This window comes from Streptomyces sp. NPDC058289, from assembly GCF_042880975.1.
GTDB lineage: Bacteria > Actinomycetota > Actinomycetes > Streptomycetales > Streptomycetaceae > Streptomyces > Streptomyces stoeckheimensis.
The window spans coordinates 24,305-36,997 of sequence record NZ_JBHVYI010000084.1; the positions used below are offsets into that span (position 1 = coordinate 24,305).

Annotated in this window: 11 protein-coding genes; 9 read left to right on the plus strand and 2 right to left on the minus strand. The window is 72.0% G+C overall.

The features are described from left to right. Positions 1-161 precede the first annotated feature (161 nt). The 8 genes from ACFVX6_RS31925 to ACFVX6_RS31960 all read left to right on the plus strand — a co-directional run bounded on the left by ACFVX6_RS31925 (position 162) and on the right by ACFVX6_RS31960 (position 8,882). Positions 162-1,331, plus strand: a complete 1,170-nt coding sequence (locus ACFVX6_RS31925) for a hypothetical protein (RefSeq protein ID WP_389697386.1) — start codon at positions 162-164, stop codon at positions 1,329-1,331. Further along, positions 1,328-2,107, plus strand: a complete 780-nt coding sequence (locus tag ACFVX6_RS31930) for a WecB/TagA/CpsF family glycosyltransferase (RefSeq protein ID WP_389697388.1) — start codon at positions 1,328-1,330, stop codon at positions 2,105-2,107. The genes ACFVX6_RS31925 and ACFVX6_RS31930 overlap by 4 nt, the downstream gene beginning before the upstream one ends. Further along, complete coding sequence (locus ACFVX6_RS31935) at positions 2,107-3,363, plus strand: nucleotide sugar dehydrogenase (RefSeq protein ID WP_389697390.1); 1,257 nt, start codon at positions 2,107-2,109, stop codon at positions 3,361-3,363. The genes ACFVX6_RS31930 and ACFVX6_RS31935 overlap by 1 nt, the downstream gene beginning before the upstream one ends. Before the next feature lie 4 nt (positions 3,364-3,367). Further along, positions 3,368-4,495 carry a non-hydrolyzing UDP-N-acetylglucosamine 2-epimerase gene (gene wecB / locus ACFVX6_RS31940; RefSeq protein WP_389697392.1) on the plus strand — a complete coding sequence of 376 codons (1,128 nt, stop codon included), beginning with the start codon at positions 3,368-3,370 and terminating at the stop codon, positions 4,493-4,495. 92 nt (positions 4,496-4,587) lie between these two features. Beyond that, the gene (locus tag ACFVX6_RS31945) at positions 4,588-5,376 is read left to right on the plus strand and encodes a chain length determinant protein (RefSeq protein ID WP_389697394.1); all 789 of its coding nucleotides are present in this window, start codon (positions 4,588-4,590) and stop codon (positions 5,374-5,376) included. Then, complete coding sequence (locus ACFVX6_RS31950) at positions 5,373-6,890, plus strand: oligosaccharide flippase family protein (protein WP_389697396.1); 1,518 nt, start codon at positions 5,373-5,375, stop codon at positions 6,888-6,890. The genes ACFVX6_RS31945 and ACFVX6_RS31950 overlap by 4 nt, the downstream gene beginning before the upstream one ends. A gap of 3 nt (positions 6,891-6,893) precedes the next feature. Continuing rightward, positions 6,894-8,012, plus strand: coding sequence for a hypothetical protein (locus ACFVX6_RS31955; protein WP_389697398.1), 1,119 nt, complete (start codon positions 6,894-6,896; stop codon positions 8,010-8,012). 18 nt (positions 8,013-8,030) lie between these two features. Continuing rightward, positions 8,031-8,882: a glycosyltransferase family 2 protein gene (locus ACFVX6_RS31960; RefSeq protein ID WP_389697400.1), complete on the plus strand. Its 852-nt coding sequence runs from the start codon at positions 8,031-8,033 to the stop codon at positions 8,880-8,882. 9 nt (positions 8,883-8,891) lie between these two features. On the opposite strand, the gene ACFVX6_RS31965 is transcribed toward ACFVX6_RS31960, so the two are convergent. Further along, positions 8,892-9,860, minus strand: coding sequence for a glycosyltransferase (locus ACFVX6_RS31965; protein ID WP_389697402.1), 969 nt, complete (start codon positions 9,858-9,860; stop codon positions 8,892-8,894). After that, a complete protein-coding gene (locus ACFVX6_RS31970; RefSeq protein ID WP_389697404.1) occupies positions 9,824-11,830 on the minus strand; it encodes an O-antigen ligase family protein in 2,007 nt (668 codons plus the stop codon). The genes ACFVX6_RS31965 and ACFVX6_RS31970 overlap by 37 nt, the downstream gene beginning before the upstream one ends. Before the next feature lie 82 nt (positions 11,831-11,912). On the opposite strand from ACFVX6_RS31970, the gene ACFVX6_RS31975 reads away from it, so the two are divergent. After that, positions 11,913-12,693: hypothetical protein (locus tag ACFVX6_RS31975; RefSeq protein ID WP_389697406.1), on the plus strand; the 781-nt coding region annotated here is incomplete at its 3' end.

The window sequence follows — 12,693 nt, forward strand, 5'->3', positions numbered from 1 at the left end:
AGGCACGCGCAGCGTCATGCGCAGGCCCCTCCGCCGGACGACGACCGCCGGGTCTGTCCTAGGAACGATTTTTCAGAGGGGGTAGGTGTGTTGGAGCAGTACGGCTACAGCTCGGACATACAGGGCGAGCAGGACGGGCGGGAGACCGAGGTGGGGACCCGGTGACCGCCAGACGATTAGAAGCACTGGCCCACGAGGACCCGTCGCTGCACGCCCTCGCCGAGCGGCTGCTCGCACTGGCCGAGGCGGGGCTGCCCGAGATGTACCTGCCGGGCGCGGAGACCTTCGTCTTCACCCGGGTGGGGGCCGTCTCCCCCGACGGCGCGAGGCGCATGGAACGGCGCGGTACGAGCACCCGGTACGCGGCCATCACCGCGCTGGGAGCGCAGTTCCTCCCCGAGGAACGGCAGCGCGCACTCTTCGACGGCCGCAGCGCCGCGGAGTTCACGGCCCTCCTGGTGGAGCGGCTGCCCGCGGTGACGAACCTCGGCGACGCCGCGCTCATCGCCTGGGCCGCGGCCGAGACCGGCCACCCCAAGCTCGCGGACGCCGTGGCGAGGGTGGCCGAACTGGACGTCCCCGGACGTCCGCAGTACACGGTGGAAGCCGCCTGGGTGCTGTCCGCCCTCACCGCGGCCCGTACCTCGGTGGACGTCGAGTACCGGCTGGCGGCCGCCCGCGACCGCCTGCTGGCGGCCCGGATCGGGGACGGCCCGCTGTTCCCGCACGCCACCGCGCCCGGGCTGGTCCCCGGGTACCGCTCCCACGTGGCCTGCTTCGCCGACCAGACCTATCCGCTCCAGGCCCTGGCCCGGCTGCACGCCAGTGCCCCGGACCCGAAGGCCCTCGCGGCCGCCGACGCCTGCGCCGCCCGGATCTGCACCCTGCAGGGGGACGGCGGACAGTGGTGGTGGCACTACGACGCCCGCACGGGCGGCGTGGTGGAGGGTTACCCCGTCTACAGCGTGCACCAGCACGCCATGGCGCCGACGGCCCTCTTCGACTTGGCCGAAGCGGGCGGCACCGACTTCGGCGCCGAGATCCGCCGGGGTCTGCGCTGGATGACGGAGGTCCCCGAGATCAGCGGGCCCGACGGCGTCCCGCGCGAGCCCATGATCCGCGAGGAGTACGGGGTCACCTGGCGCAAGGTCTACCGCGGCGACCCCGCCAAGGCCGTGCGCGCCGCCCGCGGCCTCACCACCCGGGTCGCCCCGCGGGCCCGGCTGGCGCCGCTCGACCGGATCTTCCGCCCCCTGGCGCTGGACCGCGAGTGCAGGCCCTACGAGTTCGGCTGGCTGCTCCACGCCTGGCTCGGGGGGCTCGGGAGATGAACCACAGACAGTCCCTCTTCGGAGTGGCGCTCGACCCCCTGACCATGGACGAGACGGTCCGGCGCTGCCTCGACGCCGTGCAGCGCGGTGAGCAGATCGAGATCGGCATGGTCAACGCGGCCAAGCTGGTCAACATGCGCCGCGACCCCCGGCTCGCCGCGGCGGTCGGCGGCTGCGACCTCGTCCTGGCCGATGGCCAGGCCGTGATCTGGGCCGGTCGCGTCCTCGGGGTCCGGCTGCCCGAACGGGTCGCGGGAATCGACCTGTTCATGCGGCTGCTGGCCGCGGCGGAGACCGCCGAGGTCCCCGTCTACCTGCTCGGCGCACGGCAGGACGTACTGGACCTCATGCTCGGGCGGATCTCCGAGCGGTTCCCCGCCCTGCGCGTGGCCGGGAGCCGCAACGGCTACTTCGAGGACTCCGAACAGGGCGAGATCGCCGACGCGGTGGCCGGGAGCGGGGCCCGGATGCTGTTCCTCGGCATGACCTCCCCGAAGAAGGAGATCTTCACCGCCGGCTACGGCGAGCGCACCGGCGCCCACGTGGTGCACGGCGTGGGCGGCTCCTTCGACATCCTGGCCGGCATCACCAAGCGCGCCCCCCTGCTCTGGCAGCGGATGGGGCTCGAATGGTTCTACCGGACCCTCCAGGAACCGCGCCGCCTGGGCAAGCGCTACCTCACCACCAATGCCGCCTTCCTCCTCATGACGGTCCGGGAACTCATCCGGCGCACACCGTCCACACCGCCTTCCGGTTCCGCGAACAGGAGTCACTGATGCGCGTCGTCGTCGTGGGACAGGGATACGTCGGCCTTCCGCTGGCCATCAGGGCCGCCGAGGTCGGACACCAGGTGGTCGGCTACGACGTCGACGTGCGGCGGGTCAAGAGCCTCGCCGCCGGCGAGTCGTACGTGGAGGACGTCTCCTCCGAGCGGCTGAGCCGGGCGCTGGAACTGGGTACGTACCAGGCCAGTGACCAGGCCCGGGACTGCGGCGGCTTCGACGTCGCGGTCGTGACCGTCCCGACCCCCTTGCAGGACGGTGCCCCCGACCTGCGCTACATCGAGGAGTCCGCGCACACCCTGGCGCGCTTCCTGCGGCCGGGAGCCACCGTCGTACTGGAGTCGACCACCTACCCGGGCACCACCGAGGAGCTGTTCGGGCCGATCCTGGAGGACGGTTCGGGCCTCACGGCCGGCGTGGACTTCCACCTCGGCTACAGCCCGGAACGCATCGACCCCGGCAACAAGGTGTGGGGCTTCCAGCAGACGCCGAAGGTGGTCTCCGGCGTCAACGCCCTCTCGCTCAAGGCCGTGGAGACCTTCTACGCGGGGCTCGTCGACACCACCGTGCCGGTGCGCTCGCCCAAGGAGGCCGAGCTGGCGAAGCTGCTGGAGAACACTTTCCGGCACGTGAACATCGCCCTGGTCAACGAGATAGCCATGTTCGCCCGCCACCTCGACATCGACGTGTGGCAGACCATCGAGGCCGCTTCCAGCAAGCCGTTCGGCTTCATGAAGTTCACGCCGGGACCCGGCGTCGGCGGTCACTGCCTGCCCATCGACCCCTCGTACCTGTCGTGGCGGGTCCAGCGCGAGCTGGGTCAGAACTTCCGCTTCGTGGAGCTGGCCAACGACATCAACAGCCACATGCCCGAGTACGTGACGCGCCGTGTCATGGACGCGCTCAACGCCAAGCGCCGCTCGGTCAACGGCTCCCGGATCCTGCTCCTGGGACTGGCGTACAAGAAGAACACCGGCGACGCCCGGGAGTCTCCCGCGGTACGCGTCTCCCAGCTGCTCCTGGACATGGGCGCCAAGGTGCGCGCGGCCGACCCCCACGTGGTGGAGAGCATCAAGGTGGACGCCCGCCTCTCGCGGGTGGAGCCGACCCGCAAGGAGCTGGCCGCCGCCGACGTGGTCGTCCTGCTCACGGACCACGACTCCTTCGACTACCCGATGATCACCGAGCACGCCTCGCTGATCCTCGACTGCCGCAACCGGCTGTCGGGACCCACGGTGGAGGTGCTCTGACTCCATGACCAGAATCGTCTGCGTGGCCGGGGCCCGGCCCAACTACATGAAGATCAAGCCGGTGATGGACGCCTTGGAGGGCCGGGGCGCGGAGGTCGTCCTCGTCCACACCGGCCAGCACTACGACGAGTCCATGAACGACGTCTTCTTCCGCGACCTCGGCATCCGCTCTCCCGACCGCTATCTGGGAGCCGGGTCCGGCAGCCACGCCCTGCAGACCGGCCGGGTGATGGAGGCCTTCGAGCCGCTGCTCGACGAGCTGGTCCCGGACGCGGTCGTGGTGGTCGGGGACATCAACTCCACCTTGGCCTGCGCCCTGGTCACCGCGAAGGCCGGGCCGCTGCTGGCCCACGTGGAGGCGGGACTGCGCAGCCGGGACTGGAGCATGCCCGAAGAGGTCAATCGGGTCGCCACCGACCGGATCAGCGACTACCTGCTGGCCCCCTCCCCCGACGCCGCCGCAAACCTGCGGGCGGAGGGGTACCGGGAGGACCAGATCCACGTCGTGGGCAACGTCATGATCGACACCCTGTTCGCCAACCTGGACCGGGCCCGGCGCTCCGACGTCCTCGACCGCTACGGGCTCACCCGCGGCGGGTACGGCCTGGTCACCCTGCACCGGCCGGCCAACGTGGACGATCCGGACGCCCTGCGCGGCCTGCTGAAGGCGCTGGGCGAGATCGCGGGCCGCTGCCCGCTGCTGCTGCCGGTGCACCCGCGGGCGGCCGAGCGGCTGGCCGAGATCGGCGTCCCCGGCGGCATCCGGCTGGTGCCGGCCGCCGGATACCTCGATTTCATCGCCCTGCAGGACTCCGCCCGCGTGGTGCTCACCGACTCCGGGGGCGTCCAGGAGGAGACCACCGCGCTCGGCGTGCCCTGTGTGACCCTCCGGGAGAACACCGAGCGACCGATCACCGTCGAGCAGGGCACCAACGTCCTGGCGGGCACCGACCCGGACCGCATCACGGCCACGGTGCACCGGGTGCTCGACGATCCTCCCGCGCCCCGCTGCCCCGAGCTGTGGGACGGCCGCGCGAGCGAGCGCATCGCGCAGGTGCTCCTGGAGGGCGGGAGCGCGGCGACCCGGCCGCGGCCCACCGACCTCGTCCCAGGCACCTCGCCCGTCGTCTAGCGCTGTGGCCGGAAGGGAGTGCCGTACGCGGCGAACCCTTCCGGCCACAGCAGCGTTTCCACCCCTGTTCCACCTGGATCGAAAGAAGGCTGATGGACCTCGCGGAGATCTGGCGGGTCATGCGCAGGCGCTGGTACGTGCTGCTGCCCGGGCTGCTGCTCACGGCCGCGCTCATCACCGGCGTGTACCTGCTGGTCCCGGTGGAGTACCGGTCGCAGAGCACCGTGACCCTCCTGAACTCGAAGAAGGCCACGGTCGCCTTCGATGGCAACCCCTTCCTGAGCACCCAGGCCTCGCTCACCGGCATGGCCGACGGGCTGGCCCGCAACCTGAACTCCGACGATTCCAAGGCAGACCTCAAGGCCCAGGGACTCACCGGCCTGTACGAGGCGAAGATCGCCGACAACGCCCAGGGGCCCTTCATGTGGCTGAGCGTCACCGGCACCGACCCGGCCGCCGTCCTGCAGTCCGACAAGCTCTTCACCGCGTACGCCGAGAAGCGGCTCCTGGAGTTCCAGGCGCAGCAGTCGGTGACCCCCGATGCGATGATCCGGATGGCGACGATCGTGCCGCCGCAGAAGCCCGAGGCGCAGACGAAGACCCGGCTCCAGTACCTGGTCATGGCGGCGGCGCTGGGCTTCGTACTCAGCCTGGTGGCCACCTTCTTCGTCGAGGCCCGGCGCCGCAAGGCCGACAAGCCCGGCCGGCGCAAGGCCGTGGCATCCGCCCCGGAGCCGCCCGAGGCCCCCGGCCCCGGCTCCGATTCAGCTTCCGGTTCCGGTTCCGGTTCCGACGATCACACCGGCGCCGTCGACCCCACGGCCACGATGGCGCTCAAGGTCCTGCCCTCGTCCGCCTTCCGCTCCAAGGCACCGAAGTGACCGCCCCCACCACGGACACGGGCGTCGAGGACCCGCCGGAGATCCCGCCCGAGGCGCCTTCCCTGGGGCGCAAGGTGGGATCCGCCGCCCGGTGGAGCCTGGTCAACACCATGGTGATGCGCCTGGGCAATTTCGTCACCGGCATCATCCTCGCCCGCTTCTTCCTCGGTCCCGAGGCCTGGGGCGTCTACGGAATCGCCCAGACGGTCCTGCTGGTCCTGCTCTCCGCGAACGAGCTCGGGGTCTCCCTGGCCATCGTGCGCTGGGAGGGCGACCCCCGCCGCTTCGCCCCGACGGTCCTCACGCTGAGCGCCGCCTCCAGCCTGCTGCTGTACGCGGGCCTGTTCGCGGCGGCCCCCTTGGTGGCCCGCGTGCTCGGCTCCCCCGAGGCCTCCGGCGTGCTGCGCGTGATGTGTGTGTGCGTGGTCCTCGACGGGCTCTCGCAGGTGCCCGCCGGTTTCCTCACCCGGGAGTTCCAGCAGGGCCGCCGAATGGCCATCGACGCCGCCAACTTCGTCCTCAGTACCGCGGTGACCCTGCTGCTCGCCGTCCAGGGCTGGGGTGCGATGAGCTTCGCCTGGGGCTCCGTCGCGGGCAACGTGGCCGCGCTCATCGGCTGCTGCCTGGCCGCGCCCGGCACCCTGCGGTTCGGCTGGGACCGGGAGCAGGCCCGCGCCCTGCTGCGCTTCGGGCTCCCGCTCGCCGGGGCCAGCATGCTCGCGCTCGGGGTCGTCAACGTGGACACCATGGTGGTGGGTTCCTCCCTCGACCAGCTGGCCCTCGGCTTCTACGTGCTCGCCTTCAACATCTCCGGCTGGCCCGTACGGATCATCTCGGAGGCGGCCCGCCGGGTGTCCTTCGCCGGGTTCTCCCGGCTGGCCGACAGCGGCACCGGAGGGGGGCCCGGAGCCCTCGCCGCCGGCTTCGGCCGCGCCCTCGGCGTGGTGATGACGGGCACGGTCCCGCTCTGCGTACTGCTGGCCGCCCTCGCCGGGCCGATCGTCGAACTCGTCTACGGGGAGCGATGGTTGCCCGCCGCCGCCGCGCTGCCGTGGCTGATGGGACTCGGACTGGTCCGGATCGGCTGCGAGCTGGCCTACGACTGTCTGGTGGCCATCGGCCACCGCCGTTCCCTCATCGGGGTCCAGGGGCTGTGGCTCGTCGTCCTGGTCCCGGTGCTGGTGGCCGGCGCGGGCGCGGGCGGGATCGAGGGGGTGGCCCAGGGCCACGTCCTGGTCGCGGGGGCCGTCGTGGTGCCGGTGTTCCTCTTCGCCCTGCACCGGGGCGGCGTCGGGCTGGGCACCGTGGCGCGCGCCTGCGCCTGGCCCTTCCTCGGCGGGGCCGTGATGACGGGCGTGGTCCTCGGCCTGGAGCGGCTCCTCGGCGACGGCGTCCTCGCACTCCTCGCCACCGCGGCCGCCGCCACCCTGTGCTACGCCGTGTGTGTCCTGCCCGGTTTCGGGTTCCTCCGCGGTTCTGCACCGGCCGCCGCGGCCACGACGATCAAGGACTGACACATGGCACGTCTTCGCAGACGACTGTGGGCCTGGATGCTTGCCGGGTTCTTACTCGTCGCCGCCCTGACCCTCTACCAGGCCGAGCGGACGGGCCGCAGCGAGTCGGCGGCCGATTCCTGCCCGGAGAGTGCCCTCGAATGCCCCGGTGAGGAGAAGCCCCTTCCCCTGCCCGTGCCCGTCGAGCCCTCCGTCTCGCCGTCCGCATCCGGCAGCCCGAGCCCCTCCGCGACCTCGGCCTCCCCGTCACCCGCTCCCCCGTCGGGCAGCAGTGCGCCGCCCGCGGCGAGCCCCGCCTGCTCCGCCACCTCGCCCGGCGCCTGCGGCTTCCCCGACGCGCGCTCCACCGGCCCGCGGATCGCGCTGGAGCGGCACGACACCGGAAACATGTCGATCAAGACCGACGGCACGGTCATCAAGGGCTGGGACATCCGCGGTTCGCTGGACGTCTACGCCGACAACGTCACGATCATCGACAGCCGGATCACCTCCACCAACTGGTGGGGCGTCAACCTCCGTCCGGGCTTCAAGGGCCTGCGGGTCCTGCACACCACGATCACCGCCGTACCGGGCAAGGGCCCCGACAACGGCGGCGTCAACTATGCGGTGTCCAACATGGGTGACAGTTCCGTCGAGGTCGGCTGGTGCGACGTCTCGGTGTTCGGCAACGCCCTGTCCATGGGCCAGGGCGATCTGCACGACAACTACGTGCACGACATCGTCGCCTTCCGCAATCTGGGCGGGGAGTGGCAGCACACCGACGCCGTGATCAGCGGCGGCGGCAACAAGGGCCGACTGACGGTCCGCCACAACACCCTGCTGAACTCCGTCCCGATCGACAAGGGCGCCAGCGCGGCGCTCGGGCTCTTCGCCGACACCGGTGTGGTCTCCAACGTGGTCGTCGACAACAACTGGCTGGCCGGAGGGGCGTACGCGCTCTACGGCGGCGGCCCGGGGGCCACCGGCATCCAGGTCACGGACAACGTGTTCTCCACCCAGTACCACCCCAAGAGCGGGCTCTACGGGGCGGTCGCCGCGTGGAACGCGGGCGGCGCGGGGAACGTGTGGCGCGGCAACCGGATGTCGGACGGGCGTCCCGTCGTACCCGAACCCTCCCCCTGACCACCGAGAGGACATGACATGCGCCGCATCGCCCGGGCCCCCTGGGAGCTGCTCAAGCGGGCCTTCGGCTGGCTGGTGCTCTTCGAGGCCAGGAACAAGCTCCTGCTGGCCCCCTCCGCCCTGCGGCTGCGCCGTTTCGAGAACGCGGAGACCGGCCGGCTGGGCTCGCTCCTGGAGCGGCCGCCGTCCGCGCTGGTGGCCACCGTGATCGCCACCCACCGCCGTCCCGAGGCCCTGCGCGCGGCCGTGCGCTCGGCCCTGGGGCAGACCGTGGCCGACCAGGTGGTCATCGTCGTGGACGACGGCGCCGGGCTACCCGAACTCCCGCCGGACCCACGGCTCTTCGCGGTCTCGCTGGCACGGAACACGGCCACGGCCGGAGTGGTGCGCAATGTGGGGATACGACTGAGCCGCTCGCGGTACGTGGCCTTCCTGGACGACGACAACCTGTGGGAGCCGGACCATCTGGAGCAGGCCCTGACGGTCCTGGAGTCGCCGGGCGGACCGGACGCGGTGTACACCGCGCTGCGCAGGATGCTCCCCGACGGCACCCAGCGGGACGTGCTGTCGGTGCCCTTCGACCGCCGCCGCTCCGCGCACGAAGCCTTCCTCGACACCAATGCCTTCGTGGCGCGCCGCACCCCGGCCCTCTACTTCAGCCGCCTGCGGCGGACCCCGGAGGTCCTACCCCGCGAGGACTGGGAGCTGGTGCGCCGTTACAGCCGGCGCCACGAGGTGCGCCACCTGCCCCGTCCCACCGTCCGGTACCTGGTCAACCCGGAGAGCTTCTACACCGCCTGGGGCGGCCCGGCGCCCACCGGTCCCGCCCCCACCGGTCCTGCCCCCGCTGGTCCTGCCTCCACCGCCTAGGCCGCCCGTTCAGGGCCCGGGGGTGGCGCGCAGGGCGGTCCGGCTGGCCAGGGCCCTTGCCGCGGCCCGGTTCGCCGGGCGGCCGAGCGCCGCCCGGGAGGTCTCCCGTAGCAGCACGGCCGCACGGAAGGCCGCGGTGGCGGGCGCCGAGTGGCGGCGGCCGTAGAGACGTACGCGGTTGAGGGTCAGCAGGGTCCACAGCCGCGGGGAGACCTGCGAGTCCCCGCCGAGGTGGACGGCCGAGGCGGCGGGTTCGAGCCGGGTGGCGAAGCCCCGGTCGCCGGCCCGCAGGCAGTACTCGGTCTCCTCCGAGTACAGGAAGAACGATTCGTCCCAGGCTCCGCAGACCTCCAGGCACTCCCGGGAGAGCGCCATCAGCGCACCGGTCGCCCAGTCGGCGACCGTCCTGCGCCCGTACGCCGACGGATCGGTGACCAGCTCGCTCCAGCGCGGGAAGCGCCCCGCGCGGCGGTTGCCGATCACGGCCTCGCCCAGGGCGCGGGTCACCCGGGACTCCCGGCGCAGCGAATAGTGGAGCGTCCCGTCCTCCTCGTAGAGCAGCGGGACGCTGATCCCCACCCGGCCCCCGCCGTCCCCGCCGTCCCCGCCGTCGACGGAGTCGCCGAGCGCGCCGACGAGGAGTTCCGCGCAGCCCCGTCGCATGCGGATGTCGGGATTGCACACCAGGGCGGCGCGGAAGCCGCCGTCCCATCCGGCGGCGGCCGCCAGGGCGGCGTTCACCCCGGCCGCGTAGCCCGCGTTGCGGCCGGTCTCGACGACCGTGGCCTCGGGAGCCAGCGACCGGACGAGGTCCACGGTGCCGTCGGCCGAGTCGTTGTCGGCGACGACCAGCCGCCAGTCGACGCCGGCCATGCCCTCCGGCAGGGAGGCGAGGAACTCGGGTATCACCCGGGCGCTGTTCCAGGTGACGACGAGGACGGCTACGGGGCCGGTTGAAGCTGTGCTGTCGCAAGACACGGGGACTCCACGTTTCGGGGCTCGGGCGCGGCGCGCCGGATGAAGCCGAGGTAGCTGCCTCCGGCGGCGATCGTCAGGAAGAACATCCCGGCGAACATCGGGAAGCTGAGGGCGTCGAAGGTGGCCGCGCTGACCAGGGCGACGAGGGCCGAGGCGAAGAAGGCCTGACCGAGCTCCCGGTCGGACTCGTCGGCGGCGAGACGGCGGATGGCGCCGCCCTGGTGGATTCCGGTGAGGAACAGCGCCAGGAGCGCGAGCAGACCCAGCAGGCCCATCTCCGCCAGGGTCAGCATGTACTGGTTGTCGGTGAAGAAGTAGAGGTCCGGGGTGAAGGTGCCCAGGCCCCGGCCGAACAGCGGGCGCTCCTCCAGGTAGGGCACGATCGCGCTGTACTTCACGGTGCGGGCCTGGGTGCTGCTGTCGGAGTTCGACACGAAGGACGCGAAGAGCGTGGTGATCGTGCCGATCAGGCCGGGGACGAGGACCTTGAAGACGGCCACCGAGCCGAGCAGCAGGCCGAAGGTGGTCCAGCGGCGCTGCGGCTTCCACCGGGGCACCATCACCAGCACCACGATGAGGGCGCCGATGATGGAGGTCCGTGACACCGTCAGCGGCAGGGCGCCGCCCATCAGCGCCACCGGACCCCAGCGGCGCCAGCGGCTCAGCTGGGACCGGGCCGGATCGAAGGCCTGCTGGATCGCGAAGGGCAGCAGCAGGGCGAGCATGCCGCCGAACTCCAGCGGCTGCGCGGTCGTCGACCGCGGCCTGGTGAAGGCACCCCGGTCCAGGGTGGTGATCTGCGCGACGCTCGACTGGAGCCCCGGGATGCTGATCTTCTCGGCGATGTTCGTCGCGGTGAAGAAGTCGTAGTAGCCGATGGCGGCGACCACCGCCCCCATCACGACGGCCCGCCGGAGCAGCACGTCCAGGCGTGCCCGGTCCTGGATCCCGGCGGAGATCAGCACCACCAGCGACACCCAGACCAGCAGCCCGATCAGCCCCCGGTCGGCGCCCAGCACCTCCTTGTGCGAACTGCCCCGGGATGCGTTCGCCAGGTACGAGGCCAGGACCGAGACGGCCAGCAGCCACATCATGACCCGGGGCAGCCGGGTACCGGGAGCCGGTCTGATCCGGCCGGTCAGCCAGGTCGCCAGGTACCAGAACAGGGCCAGGAGCGCGAAGACGTTGGCCGGGGTGCCCACCCCGCCGAGGCCCGGCAGGGTCAGGTTCGAGGGGATGAAGAAGGCCAGCCCCAGATAGCCGGTGAGCAGGGCGGTGGCGTCCAGCTCGCGGTGGCGCGTCCGTCGGCGCACGCGCGGGGCGGCCGTCCCGGCGGCTGCCTCGGCGGCCTCGCGCCGCCGGCGGCGGCCCGCCAGCATGCTCTCCAGGACGAAGGAGGCAATGAAGCCGGCGACCACACCGGCGATGAGCACGGCCAGGACCTGCTGGTAGCGGGTCTTGAGCTGTGGTTTCGGGGTCTGCGGCAGCACCACGGGGGCGGTCTGCACGAAGTACGCGGGCTGCACCTTGGCCGCCGCCTGGAGCGCGTTGAGCTGCTCGCCGGCGAAGTCGGTGAGCTGACTGGTCTCCTTGAGGACCTTGGCCCGGTTGGTGCCCGTGACGGTCAGCGTGAGCATCGGGCCCGAGGCGTTCGCGGCGAAGCCGACCGTATAGGGGTCGGTCACCCCGAGCCCGTGCAGGTCCCGGGCCGCATCGGCGCCCGACAGGGTCCTGATGAGCACGTCGGCGGTGACCACGAGCGAACCGCCCGCGTTCGCGATGGGGTTGCCGAAGGCAGGGGCCAGTTCGGCCACGGCCGTGGAGTCGAGCAGGGCCACCGAGCTCTGGGACTGGTAGGACACCGGGACCGACTGGTACAGCTGCGCGCCCGCGAGGACCCCGCACAGTGTGAGGGGCGCCATGACGTACCAGCGGCGCCGCAGCACCGCTCCTATCTCACCGAGGTTCACGAACGCTCCCTCGCAACTGCCCGGGAACCGTTGGCGTGTTGCCCGACGTCCTGGGAAGATCGAACACGACGGAAGGAATCCTGTGTCGCCTGGTGAGCTGTTCCGCACGTTGCGCCGCCGCTGGTACGTGCTGGTCCTGGCGGCAGTGCTCGCGGCCGCCGGGGCGCTCCAGGTGCTCCGGCCCACCACGACGTACGTGAGCACCGCGATCGTCGTCCTCAAGCCGCCGGTGACCGGCAACCAGCCGAACCAGCTCGCCAATCTGCAGCCGCCGCTGGCCGCCGTTTCCCTGGCCGCCGTACAGCAGTTGGACTCCTCCGACGGGGAGGCCGAACTGCGCGCCGCCGGGGTGGCGGGCACCTACCGGCTGATCCCGCGCAACAGCGGCACGAGCGTCACCCCGCGCTATCTCATCCCCTCCCTCCAGATCCAGGCTGAGCACACGGACCCGGCCACGGCCGACCGTTCGGTGCTGAAGGTCGTCGAGGTCTACGGGATGCACCTGTCGGACATGCAGGCCGAGCAGCAGATCCCGGCGGCGGGCCGGATGAGCGTCACTCTGCTCGTACCGCCGTCCGCGGTGGCGCAGTTGGGGACCAAGAGCCGCGGACTGGCCGGAACGGCTGTCCTGGCCCTGGTCGCGGGCATGGCCTGCGCGCTGTGGACCGATCAGTTCCTGGCGGGCCGCGCCCTGCGCCGACGCGAACGCGTCGGCGCAGGAGGCAACAGGTCGGAGCGGGACGGGAGTCCCGTGCCGGCGGCCGCGGGGGGGCGCCGGGCGGACGGGGGCCCCCCCCCCCCCCCCCCCCCCCGCGGGGGGGGGGGGGGGGGGTGGGTAAAGACCACGCGCGGAGCCCGGAGCC

Bases quoted from the DNA above. Each gene is read 5' to 3' on its own strand.
- ACFVX6_RS31935 (WP_389697390.1), top strand. From the start codon at position 2,107: ATGCGCGTCGTCGTCGTGGGACAGGGATACGTCGGCCTTCCGCTGGCC.
- ACFVX6_RS31960 (WP_389697400.1), top strand. From the start codon at position 8,031: ATGCGCCGCATCGCCCGGGCCCCCTGGGAGCTGCTCAAGCGGGCCTTC.
- wecB (WP_389697392.1), top strand. From the start codon at position 3,368: ATGACCAGAATCGTCTGCGTGGCCGGGGCCCGGCCCAACTACATGAAG.
- ACFVX6_RS31945 (WP_389697394.1), top strand. From the start codon at position 4,588: ATGGACCTCGCGGAGATCTGGCGGGTCATGCGCAGGCGCTGGTACGTG.
- ACFVX6_RS31955 (WP_389697398.1), top strand. From the start codon at position 6,894: ATGGCACGTCTTCGCAGACGACTGTGGGCCTGGATGCTTGCCGGGTTC.
- ACFVX6_RS31930 (WP_389697388.1), top strand. From the start codon at position 1,328: ATGAACCACAGACAGTCCCTCTTCGGAGTGGCGCTCGACCCCCTGACC.